This is a genomic window from Sphingobacterium sp. GVS05A, from assembly GCF_019969845.1.
Lineage (GTDB): Bacteria > Bacteroidota > Bacteroidia > Sphingobacteriales > Sphingobacteriaceae > Sphingobacterium.
The window spans coordinates 300,558-326,626 of sequence record NZ_JAHXYR010000006.1 but is presented as its reverse complement, the minus strand read 5'-3'; the positions used below and the strand labels follow the sequence as shown (position 1 = coordinate 326,626).

General features: G+C 39.1%; 19 protein-coding genes. 11 read left to right on the top strand and 8 right to left on the bottom strand.

Annotated features, from left to right (window positions below; translation table 11 throughout):
- Nucleotides 1-12: 12 nt before the first annotated feature.
- The 4 genes from LC454_RS16865 (at nt 13) to LC454_RS16850 (ending at nt 6,002) form a co-directional block, all read left to right on the top strand.
- Nucleotides 13-1,107 (top strand): ATP-binding protein, encoded by a 1,095-nt coding sequence (locus tag LC454_RS16865; protein WP_223583642.1) that lies wholly within the window; start codon nt 13-15, stop codon nt 1,105-1,107.
- Nucleotides 1,108-1,129: 22 nt separating this feature from the next.
- Nucleotides 1,130-3,421, top strand: coding sequence for a DUF5682 family protein (locus tag LC454_RS16860; protein WP_223583641.1), 2,292 nt, complete (start codon nt 1,130-1,132; stop codon nt 3,419-3,421).
- Nucleotides 3,422-3,443: 22 nt separating this feature from the next.
- The gene (locus LC454_RS16855) at nt 3,444-4,607 is read left to right on the top strand and encodes a VWA domain-containing protein (RefSeq protein ID WP_223583640.1); all 1,164 of its coding nucleotides are present in this window, start codon (nt 3,444-3,446) and stop codon (nt 4,605-4,607) included.
- Between the two features lie 456 nt (nt 4,608-5,063).
- On the top strand, nt 5,064-6,002 hold the full coding sequence (locus tag LC454_RS16850) for an alpha/beta hydrolase family protein (RefSeq protein WP_223583639.1): 939 nt from the start codon (nt 5,064-5,066) through the stop codon (nt 6,000-6,002).
- Nucleotides 6,003-6,095: 93 nt separating this feature from the next.
- Here LC454_RS16850 and LC454_RS16845 read toward each other — a convergent pair whose 3' ends face one another.
- A complete protein-coding gene (locus LC454_RS16845) occupies nt 6,096-7,088 on the bottom strand; it encodes a phosphotransferase enzyme family protein (protein WP_223583638.1) in 993 nt (330 codons plus the stop codon).
- Nucleotides 7,089-7,246: 158 nt separating this feature from the next.
- Between LC454_RS16845 and LC454_RS16840 the strand changes: the two genes are divergently transcribed.
- Nucleotides 7,247-8,341, top strand: a complete 1,095-nt coding sequence (locus LC454_RS16840; RefSeq protein ID WP_223583637.1) for a DKNYY domain-containing protein — start codon at nt 7,247-7,249, stop codon at nt 8,339-8,341.
- 260 nt (nt 8,342-8,601) lie between these two features.
- Here LC454_RS16840 and LC454_RS16835 read toward each other — a convergent pair whose 3' ends face one another.
- Nucleotides 8,602-8,931, bottom strand: a complete 330-nt coding sequence (locus tag LC454_RS16835; protein WP_223583636.1) for a hypothetical protein — start codon at nt 8,929-8,931, stop codon at nt 8,602-8,604.
- 427 nt (nt 8,932-9,358) lie between these two features.
- On the opposite strand from LC454_RS16835, the gene LC454_RS16830 reads away from it, so the two are divergent.
- Nucleotides 9,359-10,081: a ferritin-like domain-containing protein gene (locus LC454_RS16830; protein ID WP_223583635.1), complete on the top strand. Its 723-nt coding sequence runs from the start codon at nt 9,359-9,361 to the stop codon at nt 10,079-10,081.
- Nucleotides 10,082-10,102: 21 nt separating this feature from the next.
- Entirely contained in the window at nt 10,103-10,936 is an 834-nt protein-coding gene (locus tag LC454_RS16825; RefSeq protein ID WP_223583634.1) for a ferritin-like domain-containing protein, read from the top strand.
- Nucleotides 10,937-11,001: 65 nt separating this feature from the next.
- Here the strand turns inward: LC454_RS16825 and LC454_RS16820 are convergent, their stop codons facing one another.
- Nucleotides 11,002-11,844 carry an anti-sigma factor domain-containing protein gene (locus tag LC454_RS16820; RefSeq protein WP_223583633.1) on the bottom strand — a complete coding sequence of 281 codons (843 nt, stop codon included), beginning with the start codon at nt 11,842-11,844 and terminating at the stop codon, nt 11,002-11,004.
- Between the two features lie 2 nt (nt 11,845-11,846).
- Entirely contained in the window at nt 11,847-12,413 is a 567-nt protein-coding gene (locus LC454_RS16815; protein ID WP_120258909.1) for an RNA polymerase sigma factor, read from the bottom strand.
- Nucleotides 12,414-12,761: 348 nt separating this feature from the next.
- Here LC454_RS16815 and LC454_RS16810 point away from each other — a divergent pair, with 348 nt between their 5' ends.
- The 3 genes from LC454_RS16810 to LC454_RS16800 all read left to right on the top strand — a co-directional run bounded on the left by LC454_RS16810 (nt 12,762) and on the right by LC454_RS16800 (nt 14,563).
- Nucleotides 12,762-13,610, top strand: a complete 849-nt coding sequence (locus LC454_RS16810) for an NAD-dependent epimerase/dehydratase family protein (protein ID WP_223583632.1) — start codon at nt 12,762-12,764, stop codon at nt 13,608-13,610.
- Nucleotides 13,611-13,711: 101 nt separating this feature from the next.
- A complete protein-coding gene (locus LC454_RS16805; protein ID WP_223583631.1) occupies nt 13,712-14,146 on the top strand; it encodes a hypothetical protein in 435 nt (144 codons plus the stop codon).
- An 87-nt stretch (nt 14,147-14,233) separates the two neighbouring features.
- Nucleotides 14,234-14,563: a winged helix-turn-helix transcriptional regulator gene (locus LC454_RS16800; RefSeq protein WP_223583630.1), complete on the top strand. Its 330-nt coding sequence runs from the start codon at nt 14,234-14,236 to the stop codon at nt 14,561-14,563.
- On the opposite strand, the gene LC454_RS16795 is transcribed toward LC454_RS16800, so the two are convergent.
- From LC454_RS16795 to ppsA, 3 genes are all read right to left on the bottom strand, one after another.
- Nucleotides 14,560-15,018, bottom strand: a complete 459-nt coding sequence (locus LC454_RS16795) for a VOC family protein (RefSeq protein ID WP_223583629.1) — start codon at nt 15,016-15,018, stop codon at nt 14,560-14,562. The two genes, LC454_RS16800 and LC454_RS16795, sit on opposite strands and share 4 nt — an antisense overlap.
- 103 nt (nt 15,019-15,121) lie before the next feature.
- The gene (locus tag LC454_RS16790; RefSeq protein ID WP_223583628.1) at nt 15,122-15,922 is read right to left on the bottom strand and encodes a DUF1080 domain-containing protein; all 801 of its coding nucleotides are present in this window, start codon (nt 15,920-15,922) and stop codon (nt 15,122-15,124) included.
- A gap of 324 nt (nt 15,923-16,246) precedes the next feature.
- Entirely contained in the window at nt 16,247-18,679 is a 2,433-nt protein-coding gene (gene ppsA / locus LC454_RS16785; protein ID WP_223583627.1) for a phosphoenolpyruvate synthase, read from the bottom strand.
- Between the two features lie 126 nt (nt 18,680-18,805).
- Here ppsA and LC454_RS16780 point away from each other — a divergent pair, with 126 nt between their 5' ends.
- Nucleotides 18,806-19,690 carry an AraC family transcriptional regulator gene (locus LC454_RS16780; RefSeq protein WP_223583626.1) on the top strand — a complete coding sequence of 295 codons (885 nt, stop codon included), beginning with the start codon at nt 18,806-18,808 and terminating at the stop codon, nt 19,688-19,690.
- Between the two features lie 53 nt (nt 19,691-19,743).
- On the opposite strand, the gene LC454_RS16775 is transcribed toward LC454_RS16780, so the two are convergent.
- Nucleotides 19,744-25,749 carry an alpha-2-macroglobulin family protein gene (locus LC454_RS16775; protein ID WP_223583625.1) on the bottom strand — a complete coding sequence of 2,002 codons (6,006 nt, stop codon included), beginning with the start codon at nt 25,747-25,749 and terminating at the stop codon, nt 19,744-19,746.
- Nucleotides 25,750-26,069: the final 320 nt, after the last annotated feature.

The following is a 26,069-nucleotide window of genomic DNA, read 5'->3' as shown; positions in this document are numbered from 1 at the left end:
AACCAAACCATTATGAATAATACCACAGATATTTTACGGTTACCAGCTGAAATATTATATAAAGACGAATTAGAGGCGTTAAAATCAGAGGATCTCAATGAAACTAAACCTATAGGTTGGCAACTCTCACCAAAGGCAGTATTCAAGTTTATCACTGGGGGAACGAGTAAAGGACTCACTATTACACCTAAATATATTGGTCACAATAGACTGGTTGAAATTGCTATTGCAACCTTACTGACCGACCGATCCCTCCTATTGATCGGTGAGCCCGGGACGGCAAAATCTTGGTTATCTGAAAATCTAAGTGCCGCCATCTGTAGTGATTCAGCCAAAGTGATTCAAGGTACGGCGGGAACGAGTGAAGAACATGTACGCTACTCATGGAATTACGCCATGCTCATTGCCAATGGTCCTTCAAATGAAGCGCTGATAAAAAGCCCAATCTATCGTGCCATGGAAACTGGTTCAATGGCAAGATTTGAAGAAATCTCCCGTTGCGCTTCAGAAGTACAGGATGCCTTGATCTCCATTCTTTCCGAGAAGACAATTGCAATCCCGGAGCTCTCCCGTGAGATTCCCGCTCAACGCGGCTTTTCAATCATTGCAACTGCAAATACACGCGACAGAGGTGTAAACGACATGTCTTCGGCGCTCAAGAGGCGCTTTAATACGATCGTTCTGCCGGCTCCAGCCAATCTTGAAACAGAAATTTCTATTGTCACAAAACGGGTCGCAGAAATTTCTAACAATTACCAATTAAAAGCTGCCCTTCCGACAAATCAGGTCATTGAAAAAATTGTAACCATTTTCAGGGAACTGAGACAAGGTCAGACACTGGATGAAAAACAGAAGCTCAAAGCCCCTACAGGTGTCATCTCTACTGCTGAAGCAATCTCACTAATTACCAACAGTATGGCTCTAGCTGGCAGCTTTGGAAACGGATCCATTACCGACGAAGATCTCGCAGCTGGCTTACAAGGTGCCATCATAAAAGACGAAGAAAAAGACAAAATAGTGTGGAAGGAGTATTTGGAGAATGTGATGAAGAAGCGAGGTGCTGAATGGCGTGGATTATATAACTCCTGTTCAGATATGAATAAATAAGGAGATTGGAGCAAAATAAGTCATGCATAAAGATTTAAACATATTTGGAATAAGACACCTATCTCCAGGAGGATCCTTTCATCTAAGAGCATATCTGGAACAAATAAAACCAGACTGTATTCTTATTGAAGGTCCTTCGGATGCAACAGATCTCTTACTTCAATTAGGGAATAATGACGTAAAACCTCCCGTGGCACTCTTAGCATATACCAATGCGTTGCCTATTGAAACCGTCTTGTATCCTTTTGCCTCCTATTCACCAGAATACGAAGCACTGTCATGGGGGCTAAAAAAGGGCTGTACAATTCGTTTTATTGACTTACCTACTGACATCCTTCTGAAATTAAAGCAGCGAGACAATCAAACTGATCCAGAGATCAAGTCGGAATTCCACCGCTTTCAAAACAAAATATACGACAATGTTGCAGGGCTGTATGGAGAGGATAATTATGAGAGTTATTGGGAACGAAATTTTGAACATAATTTGAGTTTACATAGCTACAATCAAGGAATTAGTCTCGAAGCAACCGAAATACGTCAATTGGTCATTGATAAAGAAGCGCTTGCTCTCCCTTATGATCATGCATACAATGAAGTACGTGAAGCTCATATGCGCCGGGAGATAAAAAAGGCTATTTCCGAAGGTTTCAGTCCAGAAAAAATAGTCGTCATAGTAGGCGCTTATCATGTTGAGGGTATTCAAACAGATCGTACGACAATGTCTGATGAAACGTTAAAAATGATCCCTCGCGCAGAGAGCAACATGACACTGATGCCCTATTCATACCATCGCTTGAGCAGTCGAACGGGCTATGGTGCTGGTAATAAAGCACCTTATTATTTCGAGCTAATGTGGCAGCAGCTACTGGGACAGAACCTTGGTGATTTATCGGCGATCTATCTTTCTTCCATCGCAAACAATCTCCGGACTCAGGGACATAATGCATCTTCAGCAACCGTTATCGAGGCAATACGGCTAGCTAATGCTTTAACAGCTATGCGTGGTGGCGAATACCCCGTATTACAAGATCTTCACGATGCAGCTATCACTTGTTTTGGAGCAGGAGAACTAGCCATCGTTGCCGATGCTCTTAACCGTGTCGATATTGGTACAGCGATCGGTAGCTTACCGGAAGGTATTAGCCAAACACCTGTCCAAGAGGATGTCGCTCGCGAATTAAAGCGATTGAAATTAATCGACTACAAATCGGCTATCGCGCAGGAACTCACGCTCGATCTTAGGGAAAATATTAAGGTAAAATCTACAGAAGCAGCTTTTATTGACCTCACTCGCTCCACTTTTCTCCATCGCTTAAGTGCATTGAAAATTGGGTTTGCCAAACAACTTCATGTGAATCAAGAGACTGCATCCTGGGCCGAAAAATGGGTTTTACAGTGGACTCCAGAAGTAGAAATTGAAATTGTAGAAGCTAATTTAAAAGGCGAAACGCTAGAAATTGCAGTAGCGTATCAACTAAAAGAAGAACTTCAAAATGGCGATTCATTAGCCGTTGCAACTGCAGTGATAGCCAAGTCCTGCTTGTGTGGGTTAACGGATATTTTTTCAAATGCCTTGGCGGTATTACAACATAAGCTTGTTGAAACGGTAAGCTTTAGCGATATCACTGAAGCATCTCGTCAACTATCTTTTATTTTACAGTATGGTTCACTGCGCAACTTTAACCTTGAGCCATTATTTCCGTTATTGCAACAACTCTTTCTGCGTGCAGCATTACTCCTTGTAGAAAACTCTGCTTGTGACGATAAAGCGGCAACGGCTATTATCAATGGTATCACCCAAATGGAAACGGTTGCGAGAGAACACTATGAATTGGTCAATACAGAGATATGGCATAATGAAATTAAGGTGCTGGCCCAAAGAGATGATCTGAACGCCAAATTGTCTGGCATCGCCTTCTCCATTTTACTCGAACATAATTTTGTCAATGAAGATGAATGCGCTAGAGAAGTTTCTAGACGCTTATCCCCAGGCATTCCAGCAGATATTGGTGCGGGATGGTTTGAAGGCCTTGCCGGTCGCAATAGATATGCTCTATTGTCCCGAATAGGCCTTTGGCGAGAACTTGACAACTATGTACAAATGCTGGATAAGGATGAATTTATGCGAGCGCTCGTCTTTCTCCGAAGAGCTTTTGGAGACTTTGAATCTAACCAAAAAAATTCTGTTGCTGAATTACTTGGCGATCTTTGGGGAACAGGAGCCGAATCAACTGCCGAATTTCTGTCAAAAGAGCTCAATGAGGAAGAGACAACGAAATTGGATGAATTGAATGATTTTGACTTTGATTTTTAATCAAAATTAACCCTTTATAATCATGACCGAAGATATAGATAAATCAAGATGGAGATTGATTCTTGGTGAAGATACAAGAGCATTAAATAATATTGCATTAAGTCCCGAACAATCACTTATGGATCTAACGCTTGCGGCCTTATATAATGGAGATCAGAAGCAACAAGCTTCGAGCAAAGCAGCTGGAGCGGGACGTGGAATCCCCAATTTAGCAAAATGGCTGACTGATGTACGCTCATTTTTCCCTGCGGATATCGTTAGTGTTATACAAACTGATGCCATAGAAAAAAAGGGAATGACCAAACTATTATTGGAACCGGAAACATTAAAGAATGTAAAACCCGATATTTCCATGGTAGGAACGTTAATGGCATTAAAAGGGCAGATCCCAGAGAAATCAAAAGAAACTGCACGTGAACTTGTTCAATCTGTTGTAGATGAAATCATGAAAAGAATCGAGCAGGACACACGTCGTGCAATAAGCGGTGCTTTAAACAAAAAACAGCACAGCCCTTTGCCTAACTTTTCGTCGATCGATTGGAAACGGACAATACATCGAAATCTAAAAAATTACGACGCTAAGAATAACCGTATTATACCAGAAAAATTTTACTTTTTTGAAAGCAGCCAACGTCAAAAAAGTTGGACTGTTGTCCTAGATATTGACCAAAGTGGTTCTATGGCCGATTCCATTATCTATTCATCTGTCATGGGATCTATTTTTGCCAGTATGCCCGCCTTAGATACCCATGTCGTAGTCTTTGATACGGAGGTGACGGATTTAACCGAAATGTGTCGTCATGATCCAGTTGACATGCTATTTGGGGTACAATTAGGAGGAGGAACGGATATCAACAAATCGGTTGCTTATTGTCAAGAATTAATTACCGACCCGCAAAAAACTATATTTATCTTGATATCGGATCTGTATGAAGGTGGAGTACGCAAAGGATTGCTTCGCAGGCTAAATGAAATGCATCAAGATGGTGTTAAAGTCATTACCCTATTAGCTCTTTCTGATCAGGGTAAACCAGATTACGACGTTAACCTGGCTCAGGATATCAGCAAACTGGGAATACCAGCTTTTGCATGTAGCCCCGATCGATTACCGGAACTTGTCGCAGCGGCAATAAAAGGAAACGATTTAAATGGATTTGTAAATCAAGCTAACAATAAACCTCGTTAATGACTAAAAAGATATAGACATCATCACAAGCAATCACGAATTACCATAGAAAAATTCTTCGCATATGAACTGATCTCTCGAAGACGATTCAATTTTATTGCATCAGTAGACCATGAATGATGTCAACAGCATAGCATCTATAATGCTATCATAAAGAATTGGAATAATACTTTATAACTACTAGCATCAATATCAGAAAAATCAGGCATATAAAGAGTGATGAGCTAATAAACTATTGAAGAGTTGAAAATTTGGAAAAGCTATTTCAACAAAGTTGACCAATTAAAGAAAAAATCTATTAAATTTTTCACCGATATATTGGTACTTTTACCGATTAAAATAAATACTTCACCTAAATAATACCAAGATAAGAAATCGGAATTAATTAAGTTAGATGCAGAAAATAATAGTGTACCATTAACATTTAAGCAACATAACTTTAAAAATAGATCCCCAATGCAAAAACACTTAAGTATAACGTATTCTTATCGTAAATCGTCAGCTCAATATGCGAAAGAGAGTTTACATATAAGCCTAATTTTACTCTTACTTTCTCTATTATTTACGACAACTAACATAATCGCCCAAACAACAACATACACAGTAAAAGATATAAAATTTAAAAGTAAAGGGATTGAATTAGCCGGGACAATTTTCACCGCTTTAAATTCGAAAATTGGAATTGTCATAGTTCATGGATCTGGACAAGAGCATAGATCGAATAAGTTTGCAACACTGTTGGCTAAAAATGGGATATCTGTATTGACTTATGATAAGAGAGGGGTCGGTGAATCTGGAGGGGAATATGCGGGGCCCGAGGTTGGTACGAATAATATTGACTCAGCAAACCTCAATCTTCTAGCGGAGGATGCTAGTGCTGCAGTTTTAACCCTCAACAATTATTTTGGAAAAAAACTAACATATATTGGTCTCTCGGGGGGGAGCCAGGCTGGGTGGATTATTCCTTTGGCATCAAATAAATCAAAAAACGTGGATTTTACGGTGATTTTCAGTGGACCGGTAGTTCCGACATTGGAACAGCTCCGTTTTCAATTTTTTACCGAAGGAAAGGCAAATTTTTGGGCGAATCACACCGAGCAAGAGGTAAGAGACCATATCCGAAATGCCCCAGATAAATATAAATTTATTACAACCGATCCGCAGGTATCCCTTCGCCGTTCAAATACACCGGGAATCTGGCTTTTTGGTGGACAAGATGTACAAATTCCTGTCGGTTTATCAATTGACCAGCTCAATTTACTTAAAATCGAAGGGAAACCGTTTGAATATTGTCTATTTCCAGAAATGGGACACTTTCTAACAGCTTCGGACTCCTCAGCTCCTATTAAAATAGCTATAAATTGGATCAAAAAGCTAAGCGAAAAAGCAAAATAGAAGCGAAAAAAAGCTCATTTCTTAAATAATACTGATTACTGTCAATTTATTATTGAATACACAGGCTGTTTCTGCGCAACAGTATTTCGAATATCACTTGTCCCAATAATTCTCCACGATATGCTTTAAAAAAGCTGTGTAAAAATTTAAATGCGGGGGTTGGCTAAATGCAGTGAATTGATCGTGGGTGGTATGGAATCCCATATAGAAAAGCCAAAATCCCAATGAAAGATAGGGTACTGCGGCTAATTCCTCATCCCGGATAGTGCGATTGAGACGATAGCCATCTAAGAAAATACGATACGAATCATTGGCAGTCTCTTGTGTCATTCGCCCAGTATATACATCTAAAATGAGGTGTTGCCAAAAAGTCATTATATCATTCACCAGCCAGCCGAATCCCATGAAATCAAAGTCAAAGAAAGTCACTGAATCATTTTCGAAATGAAAATTTTTGGGTAGAAAATCAAAATGGCAATAGCCTTTTGAAAATTCAGATGGATCAATTTGCGACAATTTTTGTTCAATACGACGAGCCATCTCGCACAACCAACTATATTCTTCAACGTTCTCTTTAAAAACAGGTCTCAGTTTTTCCAAAGGCTTAAAAACTGTTGTCTCAAGATCGAAAGTCCATCTTTCTCCGCTCAAACTAACGGTGGATGAGGTATTGTGAAAACGTGCCATTTCATTTCCCAAAACACGAAGCTGATTTTCACTCAATGACCGGACGACCTGACCTCGCGCAAAACTGAACAACACCGCATAACGCACCCCCTCTACTGCTTCAATTTTCTGTATTGATTCTCCCAAAGTATCAGTAATCGGATAGGATACCGAGACCTTTGCCTGCTCTAAAGCGTGCAACAATTTCACTTCCTCTCGTATCTGTGGTAAACTTCGATGTGATGAACGATAAACCCGCAATATAAACTTGGCTTCAGAAGCCTCTACAAGATAGGTATCCCCTACCCCGCGAAGCAGAAATTTACATTGAACATTTTCAAGTCTATATTTCGCTGAAATCAGCGAAGATAATGCGATTGGACAGAGTGTAGAATAAGTAGCAGGAAAAACAGGCTTCATTTCATAAAGATACGTGAATATGTAGCAGATCACAAATACACGTCCACTTCAAAACCAAATGTTCCAAAGGGTTTATTGACCCAATATTAGATTTGGTATTTTTATAATTTTACAAGAAAATTCCCCTTTTTTAAATTCCACAGCGTAAATTTATATAAATGAACACTATAACGAATATGGCATCGATTCTACCAAACAGGCAAGTGAAAAAATACTTTTTTTTCTTGGCTTGTATTTTACTCAGTTTTTGTACCGCATGTAAGGATGTTGGCAAACTGGTTGATAAGCAAAAATCGAGTTCCTATTTTATCGATTCCAAAGGACATGTAGTCTATTGTCAGAATGGCAATTGGTTTAGCTTGGGCGTATTGCAAATGCAGGCTGATGCGAAATCATTTGAGGTTTTGGCGGAAGATATAGGCAAAGACAAAGATTCGGTTTACTTTCGTAATATGACACAAAAACTGGTAGACAAGAATTCCTTTTATGTTGACAATCAAGTTCCTAAAGATCGTTTTCACGTATATTATATTGATCAGGTCTTGGGCTTTAATGTCATTGAAGGAGCAGATCCAAAAACCTATGAACTAATAAGCAATCATATCAATTGGGCTCGGGATAAAGACCATTACTTCTACTCTAATGACATGATACAAGCCGATCGGGAAACTTTTGCATTCGTTAATGACTTTTTTCTGAAGGATAAAGATTCTGTGTATGTTTCGCCTAATATTGGAGACTTTAGGTCTGTCATGCCTAACACTGGAAATGTTGAAGCCATAAACAAGTATTACATGAGAATCGCAAATACAATATGCTATCCGCCTTTTCAGCAGGGCTCTGCTGCCATAACGAAATCATTTGATTCCATACATACCATTCGGGAGCTTGATCAGGATATAATTTGTGTGAACAATAAAACCATCCTATTCCGGGGTAAAGATTTTAAATACACAGATGTGGATGCCAGCTCCTTTCAGTTATTTCCCATGAATGAAAAAGATGGAATATATGCAGACATCACTTATTCAAAAGACAAAAACCATATTTACTATAATCAGGAAATAATTCCGGATGCAGATGTAAAGACATTTATACCCATCGGTCGTGATTTCGGAAAAGACACTAAAAATGTATATTATCAAAAACAACGGCTAGAAGGTGTAGATGCAGCAAGCTTTAAAAAAGACGGGGATTTTTATAAAGACAAACGGGGTAATAAATTCAGCGCTTTGACAGGAAATAAAGTGTAAATAAATATCTCCTCCGGAGGGAGCTTACCGGAGGAGATATAAGTTATCCGACACAGCACCAGCAGTGATAAATTGCACGCCTTTCACCTTAATTTCTTCGTACAGATGCATATAACCTTGTAACACAAGCTTTAAATTATGTTCTTTAAAAAGATCAAATACTTGTCTTTGATTTGCAAAGGTATCATCGAAAGTATAACGTCCCTCCAGTACTTACTTAAAGTTAAACTGTTGCGGCATCTATCTCTGAAAAGTCTCTACTAATTCCGAAGTAACATATTGTATGTGGCCAAATAAAACTCATCAATCAGTTGCTTAATTAAATCATCTTTTTTGCTATCTACGGCCAGCCCGACCCAATTTTTGGTTGGAAGATATCTACTCCGAATCCATTGAACAGGCAATTCCACCTGCTTTTCCGTACGCAGCCATTCTAATCCACACTCGTTAAAATAGATCTTTTCATTAAATAAATCCATAACAACGAATGGTCTTTTCTTGAAATAGAAAATACTCATATCCAGATCAGCAAGCTCATTGAAGCTGATATATTTTTTTAGATGCATATAGGCATTAATTTCGGTCAACATAACGGTTTATTTGTTTTATCGGTTCATAAAATTATCCATTGGTCCAGATCATTAATCACACCTGATTGATTCGCTTACCAGTTGAAATTTCGCTACCAGTTCCTTTTTTGGAATTTGGTTTATAATTCAGTTACTAATCAAATCTAGGTGAATCGGGGCTGTTCGTTGGGGTAAATTTTGGTCTAATAGGTGGAAAAACGCGAATTTTCATCGTCCATTGGTTTCTTAACTGAAAAGCATTTGAATACCTTGGTATTTGAAATAGCTAGGATGACAACATCCATTCTAATATGAAAAGCGATCTTGGTATTCTTTAGTTCAATTTTTCAGAACATTAAAAAAAAGATGGATCTTCGCAATCCAAGCAATCCAAAAAGTCGTAAATGCTTATAAGTACAGAAAAATTATAAACTAAAAGACTTTTGTTATGAAAAAGATAACACCAAACAATGAGTCACTATTGACCTCCGATAGTGAATTTGAAAAGAAAGATCTCGGGCGTAGAGATTTTCTAAAATTTGCAGGCGCCAGTGCCGCTTCACTCGCCATTCTTGGGATGGCAAGCTGTAAAAAAGATCGTGATGACGATATGGATAATGGTGGTAAAGGTATGTACTTCGGTAGTGGGGATATTGCCATCCTAAATTATGCCTATGCACTGGAACAGCTTGAAGCTGCTTTTTACATCCAGTTGGTCAATAATCCTTATTCAGGTATTTCTGATATGGAAAAAGCTTTCTTTACAGATATCCGTGACCACGAGATTGCCCATCGAGAGTTTTTTAAAGTGGCTTTGGGAGCAAAAGCTATATCTAGTCTTGAATTCAACTTATCAGGTATTAATTTTAGCAGTCGAGCATCTGTCTTAGCCACCGCCAAAACATTTGAAGATCTTGGTGTTTCGGCCTATAATGGTGCCGGTTGGTTGATTAAAGATCCGAACTATCTCCTTTTAGCAGGTAAAATCGTTTCTGTGGAAGCCAGACATGCCGCCTGGGTGCGGGATATGATCGACAATGGTAGTTTTGCTAACCAAGAAGTTGTCGATTCCAATGGACTTGACCTAGCCAAGAGCCCAAGCGTAGTTTTGAGTGCTGCGGCACCATTTATCAAATCAAAAATAGATGTAAAGGATCTACCCACTTATTAATTTACTTAAAATCTGATTATTATGAATCTCTTAAATGTATTTGACCAAATAAATGCTGTAGATCCAGAGTTTAGCGATCGTATCAGCCCACGTCGTGAAGCTATTAAAAATCTGGCCTCTATAAGCGGAAAAGTCACGCTAGCGGCAATCCCTTTTTTTATCAGTGATCTATTTAAAAAGGCTTATGGTGCTACTGCACCCACTGACGTCAACGGTGTACTTAACTACGCCTTGACCTTGGAATACCTCGAAGCGGAATACTATACGATGGGGGTTGCCAAAGCGGGTCTTATTCCATTGGGTAGACCACTTGGTGCCATCACCACCATCCGCGACCATGAAGTTGCTCATGTCAATTTCCTCAAACAGGTACTGGGCAATAAAGCCGTTCCCAAACCTACATTCGATTTTACTGCTGGTGGCACCTTTGGTAATGTCTTTAGCAATTATGATACTTTTTTAGCCGTTGCACAGGCTTTTGAAGACACCGGAGTACGGGCATATAAAGGACAGGCTGGTATACTCCTAGGCAATCGAGTCGTACTTACGGCAGCCTTGCAGATTCATTCGGTCGAAGCGAGACATGCCTCCCACATCCGTCAGATGCGACGTGCCCGCGGTGGTGGTGCAGCTGATCAAAAACCATGGATCACAGGAAGCAATGACACCGGCATCGGCGCGGTTGTAGACCCTATATATGCTGGTGAAAACAATATTACACAAGCTGGAGTAGACATCACAAGCCTCTCGGGCCCTATGGGAAAAATATCAACAAATACGGCTACCCAGTCTTTTGATGAACCACTTTCTGCAGAAGCTGTACTTAATATTGCAGGTTTATTTATTAAAGCATAACAAAAAAAAGACGTAGTTTATCTGTTTAGCATGTCCTGGTTTGTTTATCGAATCAGGGCATTTTTTTAGATACCACCCATGACACAAAGTTCACTAAGCGTAGGCACATCTTTGCCCCCCTCATCCTCGAGTGTAATAGCAAAAGCTTGCGCTTTGGGGATGTCCAGCATTTTGCTTGTACCATCTGCTTTTGCATCCAATGGAAATACGCCAGCATTCACTGGCTTACCATCAACCATGGCCCACAATTGATACTGCTTACCTTTAGGTGCGACAGGCATCTGTTCAAGATTTAGGTAAACTGCTTTCGAAAGCTGATCCCAAAATAACAAAGCATGGAGATCTGGCTTATTTTCGACCCCTTTTAGCGGAATTGTTTTTATTGCAGGATTTTGCACAAGGCGCCATTTGTCTTGTAACGTAGCTAAGCTCGCTTGTTGCTGATCAAATGAAGAACTCGTCTTTGTCAGTTTATCTTTCGTTTCATTGTTTTGCTGATACAGCAACACATTAGCGCCGACACTGAGTACAAGCAACACACTCGCGGCTATCGCCCAATTGTAAGACTTACGTGGTACAATAACCTCCTCCGGTTCCTCCCCGGAGTTCCGTTCAATATTGTGATCGAGTGTTGAGGATTCAGTCTCTTTTCCCTCAGAAGGATCTCCAAAGGCAACGAGGTTTTCCGCATTTAGCTTATTCCAGATATCCTCTTTTAGAGACACAGGCATAGCCATCGCTTGGATATCAGCCAATTCTTCGAGCGCTTTCTCCGCTTCGGCGATGGCCTGTTCCACTTCGACATTATTTTTTCGAATACAATTCAAGATGCTCACTTCCTCTTCCGAAGCAAGCCCCAAGACGTATGATTCAATAATCCCTGACGATATGTATGCTTTAATATCCAAAACTAACGATACTCCTTTAATAATTGTTGTAGCTGTAAAAATGCAGCTCTGGTACGTGTTTTGACCGTCCCCAAAGGAACGTCAAGCTGTTCGGCAATTTCCTGTTGCGTATAGCCTTCATAGTATGCCATTTCGATTAAGATACGCCATTCAGGCTTTAATTTATCCAAAATATTTCTGAATCCAATAAAATCTGCTTTGGCGCTCTGTTCAATTTGAGTCTGATCCTGTTCTTCCTTACTATTTACGATATTTGAAAGCGGTTGGTTTTTTTGTTCGTTTAACACAGCCTTGGATTTTCGGTAGTCTAGGGCAGTATTCCGGGCGATACTGATCATCCAGGTATAGAGCCTACCTTTCTCAGCGTCGAAAAGATCGACATGCTTCCAGATCTTAACAAATACATCTTGTATCACTTCCTCCGCATGCTCACTTGAAGCTACAATACGACAAACTACCCCATAAAGTGCCTCCGAATAGTTATCATAAAGATAACTAAAAGCCTGTTGGTTCTTTTTTTTCAATAAAAGAATCAGTGTTTCTTCGGGAAGGTTGTGTAAAGGACTCAAATTTTACGTTTATAACTGAATAAAGATGAAAATTATATGTTATAAAACCAAGACGCTCTGATAAAACAAGTTAAAATACCCAATCAACTGCATAAAATACTTAAATCGCAGATCGATTAATAATGATCTCATCCTTTTTATTATTCTCTGCCATAATCCATTTTTCTCATCTGACGAACTTTCAAAAATAGACTTTTAATGATCAACGTTAGAATATAATACCTCTGTAAAAAAGAACAACTGATAGCCCAGTAAAAAAATGCAGTGAGAAGAGGACAATGATCTGGCTTCACTATTTTAAATAGTATTTATAATATCTTTACTTTTATTTGCTAAAAAAATAGAAAGATGCGCATATTGGTAACAGGTTCGGCGGGAAAACTAGGAAGTATAACAGTTCAGACGCTACGCAAGGCGGGACATCATGTCACGGGAATTGATTTATTGGAAAGTGACACAACAGATTATTTTCTAGATGTTCAACAACTTGATTCCGTTATCGAATTTACTGTTGGTTATGATGCAATTATTCATACGGCCGCTCTGCATGGAAGGCATATGGATTTAAACTATATTCGACAACATTTTATAGATACAAATATTACAGGGACATTAAACCTATTGAATGCCTGTGTAAAAAACAGTATAAAACGATTTCTTTTTACTAGCACAACATCCATATATGGCAATGCGATGGTGGACAATGAAAAAGCTGTTTGGGTTACCGAAGAACTTACACCCCAGCCCCGCGATATTTATGACATTACAAAACAAGCATGTGAAGAACTCTGTAGAGATTTTTTTGAAAAGGAACAAATAATGACCAGTGTCTATCGCGTAGGTAGGTTCCTTCCGGAATCTGAGAATCTCATGTTAAATCATCGTTTGTATAGAGGATTAGATGAAAGAGATGGCGCTGAAGCTCTTCGACTCGGTGTTGAATTCAACTTTAAATCGTTCCAGATTTTCAATGTGTCCAGTGGCTCGCCTTTTGAAATTGATGATCTAATTGAGCTAAAATCTAATCCTGTACATGTTATCGCTAAGCGTATTCCAAAAGCCATTGAAATATACAAACAAAAAGGCTGGAGCTTTCCAATCTCAATAGATCGAGTGTACAGAAGTGACAAAGCAGCCAATTTGCTTGGCTATAAGCCACAATTCACATTCACGTTTCTTTTAAATCAACTATCCTAGAATTTTAGTTATTGTCAATATCTAAAATTTCATAAAATATAGCTTAGTTTTGGATAAGAATTATACAAAGTTTTATTAGTGAATTCAACAAGGAAAAAATCATGCTATGTAAAGTTTTTATTTTGAGTCTAGGGATCTATAGCTTGGTAAGTTGTACTTCCCAAAAGAATGTTAACGCATATGGAAAAGAGGCAGAAAGCATAGATCTATCTGAGGGACAACAAAAACTATTGAAAGAATATCCGTTGCAAATTAAATTCAACCGTATTGTCGAAGAAAGCCGTTGCCCTGAAGGGGTGGATTGTATATGGGCTGGGGTCGCTGTTGCCGAAGTTGAATTAACGGACAAGGCGGCCAAACCTATAATTTTGAATCTCGCTACAACGGATATGCAAGCAAAAGGTTATCAGAAATCTACTAATTTCAACGGATATACCATTGCATTACAAAATGTTGCCCCCTATCCTACGGCAGAACGCGGTACACAAGATTTAAAAGGAAACTATAAAATTTCCATTTCTGTACAAAAAAAGTAAAATAAACAAAGTTTAATAAGAGAATAATGATCACAGCACTGTGGGGTTACAATGAACAAAACTGTGGTCTTTCAAGGTATAATATGTATGCGTAAAGAAAATTCGACCAATGCCATCAATGAAAAAGCACTACAACAATATTGCAGTGCTTTTAAAACACTATCATTAATTAGCGGGCGGTGGAAGCTTTCCATTTTATTCAAATTGCTTAAAACTGAGACAAGCTATTCGGAGTTCAAACTCCTTCTGCCTGAAATAAGCGACCGGACACTTTCTAAACAATTGAACGAATTAGTGGCGGATGGATTGATTTTAAAGAATAAGAGCAAGGTTTCGTCGATGTACACATTGACAGATAAGGGCCTGAAGCTCGAAAAAATTTTAATCGATCTTTCCGCATTTCATGATCAAGATTAACCAAAATCTATTTTTTCCAGAAACTCTATAACCTCCCCATTAGGACTGTATACCAGGCTATTTCTCACAGGAACAGTTTTGGTATTATTTGATAAATCCAACTCAAACAAACCCTGGCTTAGGTCTTTGGCTCCATATTCAAGGGCTTGTTTTCTTGCCGCATCTGCATCCCTCACAACGAAACATATATGAAGCAAAGCATTCTCTATATATTCGTCATCCGGTCTTCTTTTTCTGCCCTGTGTTGGTATAGCTCCATTTTCATCACATATCTCTAAATAATAATTGATAGCTCTGTTATGAAGCATCACACATTTTTCTAAATTGAAATCCGGTAAAGACCAGCTATGTACTATTTCGAAGCCAAAATTCTTATAAAAATCCACAGTATGCTCAAAGTCCTTGGCTTTAATAGATATATGATGAAAACCGATGATGTTATTTTTTAAATCCATATTGCTAAGTTTTGTACTTTCAAAGGTACCCATCAATAGATAGCAATAAAAGGGCTTACAAAATTGTTAGTATATGAAAAGAAACAATAAAGCATAGCAATCTTTATCTCCTTGGCTTAGGGAGCTCTTTGATCCAGATATTCTTAAAATCTACCGGTTGCCCCTCACTCTGCAAGGCGATAAATCCACTACTCAACAACTTACCATCAATCTTAATTTTGGGGTCGTACCCATTTGCTGTTCCCCCTCCGATCTGCGGTTTTGAGTATTCCAGAACGGTATCGCCGTTAATAATATGTTTAATCAGTGAATCACCCAATACAATCAATTCTCCTTGAACCCATTGATCACCATCATAAGTCTTGGAAGTCGAATTTAAACAATGTGAAGAAGCGATCTTACCTTTGTAAACCACGTTAGTCCCCGGAGAACACATATTACCTGTGGGCCGTGGCTCGCCATCACTTAATCCACCCAAAAGTTGCATTTCTACAGAGATAGGCCAATCTTGCTCTTTCAACATTGTTCGGGGATCTTGTGAATGAAACATGACACCGCTATTGCGCAACGTATATGAAGGTGCTCCTTTGTGAAGATCACCCACAAACCGATATTCAAATTTTAAGTGATAATAAGAAAACGGTGTTTTATAATATAAATGACCAAACTGATCATTGAAATCACCATATTGATCGTACCTGATCTTTATAATTCCATCTTCAACCCTAAAGGTATTCCCGTAATTCTCACCAACTTCATGGTGATGAATTTTGACAAACCAATCATTAATATCCTTCCCATCAAATAATGATTTCCAGCCCGCGTTATTAGACTTACCCTTTATTCCTGCACAACCACCAAACATCAGAGCGGCGGCTAAAATTATATAAATCAATCTTTTCATTTAATACATATTTGGTTTAAATCGGATAGCAATATACGACATATTCCATTAAGCCTCATTGAACAGGCTTGTTCTTAGTATTTAATAATAATAATAGCCTTAAAGCTTCTTAGCTTGATTTATAAAAAATTTCGGGTGTAAACAGTTCCAAAGCAACGCTGCTGAAAGATTTCGAACGCTATTCTCACCGGGAAGAGCAGGTCTCATTTTTCTCGGAAGTTAGTAAATCTGACAGGATCCATGTAACTATAGGAAAAATCACAGTAGAATAATTTTGATATACGAGATACTCCCGGGATTTTGATCCCGGGAGTATTTTGAACTTTAATAAGCGACCAACTTCTCTTCGATTTCTTTGACGGCTTTCACTGTTTTCATAAAGGAATCGGGTGTAACGGAAATTGAATCTATACCTTCTTCAACCAGAAATTGGGCAAAATCCGGATAATCGGATGGGCCTTGACCGCAGATGCCGACCTTGACTCCCTGCCTCTTTGCAGTGCGAATAAGGTTCGCAATCATTATTTTGACCGCAGCATTGCGCTCATTATATAAACCGGAGACTAAGGCCGAATCGCGATCCAATCCAAGTACCAACTGGGTAAGATCATTCGATCCAATGGAAAATCCATCGATATAACGAGCGAACTCTTCAGCGAGGATGATATTGGAAGGAACTTCCGCCATCAGATAAACTTCCATACCATTTTGGCCCCGTTTAAGACCAAATTCATCCATCACCTGATAAACCCGCAGCAACTCATCTACTGTACGGCAAAATGGGATCATAACGACGACATTGTCTAGCCCCATTATTTCCCGAACCCTTTTTATCGCTTTACATTCCATCCCAAAGGCTTCCTTATAGGCTGCTGAATAATATCTCGAAGCTCCCCTCCAACCAATCATTGGATTTTCCTCTCCAGGTTCAAAGTGCTTTCCACCGGGCATATTATAGTATTCATTGGTTTTAAAATCTGAAAAACGAACGATTACTTTATTTGGATAATAGGCCGAAGCGATCTTACCTATTCCGTACGACAGCTTTTCAATAAAATATTGCTGCTCATCTGCATAACCGGTAATAAGCGAACTGATGTAATTGCTCAATTCAATATCATTCAGCTCCCGATGTTTTAAGAGCGCCATCGGATGAATCTTGATATAGTTGTTGATAATAAATTCTTCCCGAGCCAAACCTACTCCCTTTGCAGGGTACTCCGCATATTGAAAAGCGATGTCTGGTGATCCAATATTCATCATTATCGGCGTACTCACTTCCGGTAAGTCCGAAAGATTATGCTCATGCTTACTATATGGAATCCGTCCTTGGTAAATTAACCCTGTATCCCCTTCTGCACATGAAACAGTAACTTCCTGTCCGGTAAGCAATGTTTCTGTCGCTCCATCACAGCCCACGATAGCGGGTACCCCCAATTCACGGGCAACAATAGCAGCATGACATGTCCGTCCACCTTTGTTGGTAATTATTGCAGCTGCCTTTTTCATAATTGGCTCCCAGTCGGGATCGGTTATCTCCGCAACCATGATATCACCAGCATTAAAGTTGATCTCTTGTATATTTTGCTTATTGATACCTCTGAAATTATGAATTCTCCCAGAAGCAATCTTGTCTCCCACCGCAATGCCTTTTAGCAGAACCTGCGAGGACCTGTTTTTCGCATTGATTTTATATTCCGTGATACAATTGGATTTTTTTAGTGAATGGATGGTCTCAGGTCTTGCCTGAACAATGTATAAATCACCTTTCAAACCGTCAAGAGCCCATTCAACGTCCATAGGACACCATTTTCCTTTGAGCGCGGTATAATACTCTTCAATAATACACACCCATTTGGATAGCTGAAGGATTTGCGCATCACTTAGACAAAATCGCTTCGTGTTTTCCACTGGCGTATCTATCACCTTCACTGTTTCACTTCCTGAAACACTGTAAATCATTTGTAATTGTTTGCTCCCTAGTTTCTTTTCTACAATCGATGCATAACCTCTTTTTAACAAGGGTTTGTATACAATAAATTCGTCCGGATTCACCATCCCCTGAACAAGAAGTTCGCCCAATCCATAAGATCCATTCATAATCACGGCATCTTTAAAACCACTTTCTGTATCAATAGAAAAAGCGACTCCTGAAGCTCCTAAGTCGGATCGTACCATCTGTTGTATGCATACAGAAAGTCCGATATTAAAATGCCCAAAATTAAATGCTTCTCTATAACTGATCGCTCGATCAGTGAAAAGAGAGGCAAAACAATTTTTAATCGCTACCAACAGATCTTGCCGCCCCCTAATATTTAAATAGGTATCCTGCTGACCGGCAAATGAGGCATCAGGGAGATCTTCTGCGGTAGCGGAAGAACGGACCGCAACACCAAAGTCCTGTATATGCTCTAAACCGATAAGCTCTTCGTAGGCGGCTAGGATCTCCTCTTCCATTGCCGGGGAGAAAATACCCTGCTGAATCAATGTTCTGATCCTACCTCCGCAACTGGTCAGCTCCCGCAGGTTTGTACTGTCAACACCCTTCAGTATATCTTTGATTTTCTGATCTAGTTGATTGTAGGTGATAAACTGAAAGTAAGCCTGACTGGTCACAATAAACCCATCTGGAATATTTACTCCTAAAGGTTTCAAATGCTGTAACATTTCTCCTAAGGAAGCACTCTTCCCTCCTACCAAATCAATATCCTCAATAGAGGCTTCAATCAGGCGCATTGTAAATCTGTTGTTGTTCATTATACAATTATTTTATACGAAGTTAGGCTGCATTTTTTGAAGTCATTTGTTAAATATTAAGACAAACTGATATTATTTTAATAATTTTATTTACATCATAAGCATATTTGTATTTATATTATATAAATGGAAAACTATTTTGGACAGACCATCCTAACGAAAAATTCGATGTTTACCTTAGCAACTGCTGATGTTTACCACGCAGCAAACAGCTTCCACAGCCATCGTGAACTCGAACTGATTTATATCTGTTCGGGGGAGGGAACTTTTTCAATAGGTCAATCTTCCAAAAGAATTTCCAGCGGTACGATCATTTTAATTGGGGCACATGCGCCACACATGTTCAAATTTGAAACGAACCGCTATTATGACTATGCAATGAAGCACGGCAGGACGCCGGTACCTCTCAAGCTGTTGACATTACATTTTGATCCCAACAAATTAGGGCAAGATTTTCTCAATCTCCCTGAAAACAACTTATTAAGCAAGCTACTAACAGCTTCAAAGGTTGGATTGCAACTAGAAGGACGAACAAAAACGCGTGCGATAAGGAAGCTCAAGAAGCTAGAAAGCTGTGAAAGCTACGAACAGCTACCTTTGTTACTACTGCTAATAAATGAAATCAGCGCAAGCCAAGATATTCCCCAGAGCTGCGCAAATGAGGATATCAAACCCTTTAAGAAAATAGACGAAACTCGTTTGAGCAGGATCTACTTGTACACCATGGATAATTTTTACAAAGACATTAAACTAAGTGACATTGCAGGCATAGTATACATGGTTCCGAATGCTTTTTGCCACTATTTTAAATCACGTACTGGAAGAAGCTATTTTGACTTTCTCATTGAAGTCAGAATTGAACATGCCTGTAAGCTATTGCGTGACGGAAATGAGAGTGTTTCTGCCATCTGTACAAGCTCAGGATTCAACAATTTATCAAACTTCAACCGCTATTTTAAACAGCAAACCGGAAAATCTCCGATTGCCTATCGCCAGGAACATCGACAATAAGAAAGTATACAACAACCATTTGAGTGCTATTTTCATCATCTATTTTGTAATTGTTAATTTACTTCTATTTCTTTCAGCTTTTCATTTCCATAAAAAACAGGAAAATACATCAGTTCTGCTTTAGCCGGATTCAATGTATAAGTTCCGGTATAACGTGGCAATAAGTCAATCTCAAATAAGTGTGCCCCTTTGCTCAGTTTATTGCAAAAGATAATAACGCGATCTTTGAAATGTTCACGGTGTGCTTCTTTCCAAGAATATCCATTTAATTTGCTCTCATAGGAGCAACCCGCTGGAATTGGCACCTCAATCTGTACATATTCGGCTTCGCCGGTTAATTCTAGCGAAACTTCGAGTTTGACCGGCTTTCCCTCTTTTAACAAATTACCCTGTCCCGAATTGTCCTTAAATCGTGTGGAGATCTTGAAACCTTTCGTTGTCTCAATAGTAGGATTCGGATTCCAAAAGCGCTGATATGCGGTAACAAATAATGGTCCTGTTCCCTCCTTACTAACTTTAACCTGATCTGATGGCGCAAATTTCTGGGTATACGGGAATGTAGTTACACGTTTGCCATTGACAATTGCTACTGGAGCTTGAAAAGTCGTACTATTGGCTTTCAACAAATCAGGAAGGATGGTTTGTATAATACGTGAAGACTCATATATATTACTCCAACTGCCTTGTTGCCGCTGTGCGAAAAAATAGTTTCGTATTTGCTCCAGTACTGACTCTTGCTTCCCAATTGTTTTTAAAACTCGGTATGCCAATAAGGTATTCTCGGTATTAGTCTCATTAGGACGAAGGAATATTCCCAGTTTCTGATCCGCAAGCTGTCTATTCGTCCAATACATTCCTCCTAAAATAGTTTTTGACGCATATTGGAGTACAGTATCAGCAATACCGACTTCGTTTGTAATCCCCAATTTAGAGATCAACAAAGCACGTAATAATTTATCTTTGATAGTTTTACTTTTTAGCCTTTTATCGATCGCGTAGAAATACTCCTTATAGTTTGCTTTGGGATCCAAACGATTTAGAAAAACCAAGGAGCTGAACAAGTTTTCTTTTGCTACCGTTAATCTATCTTTATCTAAAAGCACCTCCAGAGAAGCTAAACTATTTTTAAGATTCAATTCCTCCTGTTCAATATATTTACTTCTATCCAGCACGGTTTTATAACCTGCATCTTCGGCATCCAATAGCACACTGACCACATAATTGCTGATCCACGGAGTGGTTTCACTTTTGTTCCACCAGCCCCAGCCTCCACTTGTGTTCCTGTTTTTCTGTAATTCCTTTAAGAGACTGAGGATCTTTTTTTCCTCTCCAAAAGGTTTGCTCAAAAGAGTCGAAAGCATTTTTTTCGAAAGGAGCGCACTTAATTTAGATGCCAGTTGCTCATTACACAAATATTTATAAGTCCCTATCTGCTCGATTTCCCGTTGGACCAATTCCAATGAATTTGCTTCTGCATGCACTGTAATCTCACCTAATGCGGAGAATGTTTTTAGTTCATAAGGATTGGAATCATTGAGTACTTTAAAATCTCCCTGATGTTGTTCAAGTCCTTTCTCGAAAACAGGAATACTTCGTTTTTCGCCATCAAAATAACCATTGGAAAGTCCAAGCGAATAGGAAAGCCGCACACTGTCTCCTTCGGCAACCTGAACAGCGAAGGGATCGCGATATGATTTACCTATTTTTAGTTTCGCTACAGTTGTATTAATCCCATTATTAATGGTCCGGGATACCTCCAAAGTATCTAGTAGATAATTAACGATCCGCCCCATCGCCATAAATCGATCACCCCGAATAGCGAATCGCGGGATAGCCAGATGGGCCGAAATAGCTTTGAAGGATTTAATTTGCAGTTCCTTGGTATCTGTAAAATCTTTTGCCCCTTTAGCGATAAAAAAAGTCTTCCAGTTTGTGATATCATCAGGATAGGAAATATCAAAGCTCGCCTTTCCCATGGCGTCAGTTGTTAGTTTAGGCTGCCAAAAAGCGTCATCATGAAAATTGACACGCATGGCATTTCCGGATTCCAGGTATGGCATAGTGATGGGTGCTGGCGAAACCGAACCACTACCGCTTTTCGTTTGTACCATGATCACGCCATTCGCAGCGCTTGATCCATACATTGCAACCATAGTCTGATCTCTTATGGTATTCAATGAAGCAATGGTTCCTGGAGCAAGGTTAGAAAGATCCCCCGTATAAGGTACTCCATCTACTAATATCAATGGCCGGGCATTTCCGCTAATATTACTCCCACGAATGGTCACTCCCGCAACACGTCCCTGTAAGGATTGTGAAATATTATTTGCCATATGTTGTGAGCTGATCGTCGTTGCTGATCCTGTCATTGCTTGCTTCCTTTGAATTCCGTAACCTACGACAACCACCTCCTCTAAATTATTTTCAGATGGTCGCAATTCAACAAAATAATCCTTGCCAGTAGAAACCTTTACAATCGAGGCAATATAACCAACTGAGACAATCTCTAGGGTAGCATCGTTTGACTCCGTAAGATTCAATTCAACACTTCCTTCAAAATTCGTAACATATCCTTGCTTCGATCCTTGTACTTTTACTGTCGCACCTATCAGAGGTGTATCACCCTGATATACCAAAACCCTCGTTTGCTGTTTATCCTTACGTTTGGCAATAAAACCTGCCCGATCTAATTTTAGTCCTGTCTCTACTCCCGTTACTTCATACTGAATAGAATCCCGCAACGGATTTGCCACCCGCTGTATAATGGTTTCATCACGAACAAGTTTGTAAGCTAAAGCGGCAATATCTGATGTTTGGCTCCACGAAATAGTATCTAATTTTAGATAGTTTTTACCATGAGGCTTTAACTTTACCGGTAGGCTGTATGATATAGAATCATCTTTAACAATATGTACTATAATATCGTTGACAGGCAGGTTATTGAAATTACGTTCAGCACCATAATACAACCTAAAATAACCGCGGTCGGCCTCTTTTGCTGGCTCAATAAAAATCAATGTTGGCTTAATGTCTTTTCTGTCTGAATCCTTTCCGAGGATCAGATTTAGATTAAATACTTTGGACTTTGGGTCCTTTTTTATCGTAACAAATTGTGCCAGTCCGCTACTATTTTGCATGAGCTGAGAAAATTTATCGGCTACGTTTTTCCTGATATCTCCAACCGTCCATATTTTTTCATCGAAAGTCAGTTTTGGCTTAAAATCATAGGCGTCTTTGCGAATATAATTTGCATCCCAGCTTTTGAGTTTTTGATAGTCCCGGTAAAGAGTGTATTGGTACCCGCCTTCAATTTCAAAACGTCCAATTTTTGTCGTATCCACGATTAGCGCAGCTACTTTTGGAATATTATTATATATGTCTGTTCTTGGGAAAGGGCCTACCGATACAGGTAAAGGAACCTGGGTTCTCAACTTATTGTTATAAATGGTATTTGATTCAGGATTTAAATAATAAAGATCACCTGCCGTCTGGATAAAGGCAGGTAGCTCGATCTGCGTGTTTAGATTAGGCAATTGCCAAGCGCCGAAGTTATTCGTTACTGAAATAAGCTGTTTTTTTAGTTCATTGATTTCAGCAGTACCAAGATTTCCGATCTGTTCTTTGGGAAGCATACGTGTTATAATCTGTCCTTGTCGCAATGTCTTGTCCGAATAGGAAAAAACAGTATCTCGCGCGGCATTAAAAGAGGCTACTATTCTTTTTCCTTTTTCAACATAAAAGCCCTTGACAGAGATCTCTCTATCCTTGGTTCTAAAACGGAGATCATGCTGCCCGGGATAAATTGCAAAGATATAATCAGCCTGATGTTGAGTCTGCCTTGAGTAGATCAAAGCACCGTCGATCCATAACATGTGTACCCCCTGCACTTGACCATCTACCACGATATACGGAGAAAGTTGGCTTTGATTTCCTGTGAGCGGCCGCGTTGCCTCATAATAATTAGCTGGAAATAGGAATTGATAGAAAGCAATTGTATCCAATTGCATTTCCTTCGACCATCTCGCCCAATCTTTTAATGCTTTATTGTGCTGTATCTGCTCCTCATCCAAGTCAAAGTCGTCATTTTGAATTGGTCTTGCGCTCCGCATCAGACCTCCAATGGGAATATTCGGGAATCTGGTATTCTTGAATTTTGAAGTAAAACCATATGCAGTAATGTCAATATCCTTGACCGGCTTACCTCTCATATCTGTTACCGACAACTGTACTTCGGCTTTCTGGCCCGGATAAACCGTTGTTGCTGTATTGACGTCCAGATTCAGTTTTTTCTGTATAAAAGGTAGCTCTTCCTTAATCACCTGTGACATTCCCCCAAAGAGATACGTAATCTGCATACTATAGCCATCGTTTCCTTTTCCGGCAAATGCCTGATTTAATTGAGTTGTATAACCCGAAGCAATGGTTCTTTTTGCCTTGCGTACCTGATACCAAAAAGGGATAGCAGCAGGGTTATGGACATTTAATATCACAGAATCAGCAGTGCGATAAAACCGATAGCTCAATTGTCTTTTTTGTTCATCCTCCAGATCTATGGTCTTGGTTATTCCGTTTGTTTCAACAGTTATGCCCGAGGCCTGCCAAGGAAGCGGAATAGTTGCGGGTAGCTTGCTGTTTTCTGTTCTTAAAATTTCACCGCTTTCGCCAAAGACCTGAACTTTTGCAGTTCCTATTTTTTCTATCCCCCGCTCAAAATATTTTGCTTCGGCAATTCCATCATTGGTTGAGAGTTGAATTTCCTTTTCTGTTTCCAACAAGGAAAGATCAAGTTTTTCGCTATATCGCTCATTATCTGAGCTCAGATAGGTGCCAATTACCTGAAAAGAAAGACCAATATCTGCTGGAAAAATAGTATTGGGCAATATGACTTCTTTTTCAGCTACTTCCGTGAGCGATATGCTTGTATTCCAGAGTGTATCGGGAACAAAATTTACGCGATTAGATTTCATGCTTGCGGAAAACTGTGGCATGGGCAAAACCGTTAATTCCACCTTGCCATCGTAAATTGGCATATCGTTTTCATTTACAGCTTTTAATTTTAAACGGATACTGTCACCTTTAGCATAAATAGTTTTGTCGGTTTTCATGCTAAAGGTGATGCTTTTTAGCTCATAATCTTCATAATGTAATACTTCTTGATGTAATATTTCTTTGTCTCTGGTCGATTCCAATACAATCTGGTACGATTTATCCAACATAAGCCCTAATCCAGCATTCAGATCAAAAGAATAGCTATACATTCCCGGACGATATGGTCCGAGCCTAGTTAAAACAGTATCTTTGGCAAATCCATATCCACCCATTAGTCGTACCTTAACTGAGTCTCTATAGGGTTTCCATTTCCCTTTTTCGAGATAAGCTTTAAATTTGACCTGATCATTTGGTTTATATATAGGTTTATTAAACACCATAAAACGCTGTGTTCCACGAGGATCTTTCTTGCGAAAAATATTACCAATCCGATATTTCGTACGTAACCAGCTATTCTTCAAGCCTCTCCATAGGGATTGTCTATATTTATAAGACGAGTTTTTTTCTACACTGAGATAGTGATAAACACCTTTATGTAAAATCTTAACAATATCACCATCGTGAGCATTTTTGGTACTATAGTAACTATGCCTTTTGTCATAGGACATGCGATGTTTGCCTAAATTCAATTTTGCATCTGTGATCAGCTTGCCCAATGAATCATATAAACAGACCGCAAATTTCTCCCCTGGTATGATTTTAGCATATAGATCATCCACAACAAATTCGCGGTACAGCAGATTGCTTTCCTCAGCCCGAACCTGTACATAGTTCCCCCTGGGTAGATCTACTCGCCTTTCTTCTTTTTTAGTTTTAATCACAAAATCTGTAAGCATCGACTCTTCAAAGTTCACTTTATCAATATGGATCTTTTTTAAAACTTCAGGGCTGAGTTTATAAATGTAATATTCAGAAGATCGGCGTTGGCCGTCAAACAAATTAGTTTGGCTAAGCAAGGCTGTTGAATAAAAAAATGCTAAAAGGCTAATTGCGAAGAGTCTCCAGTTCATATTTAATGCTATTGGCTATAGTTTATTTAAAAATAAAGAAATTAAATCAAACAAACCTATTGATTTAGTTTCGCTCAATTCTGTTTTTTCAAGAAAGGGATGCAGTAAATTTTCAAATTCCATAACGACAAAAAAATATTTTTGAGAGTCCAATATAATGGACTAAACTCATCAAGTTCCACAGCTTAAAAAAAGAGGAACTATAAAGCCCACCCATTACCAGAAAGGCCGCGTTAAAAATATCTAGCTCATAATGTGCCCCGTACAGCGAATACAAGCAAAATATTTGCAAGATATAGGTCGGATTTATATATTTGCGA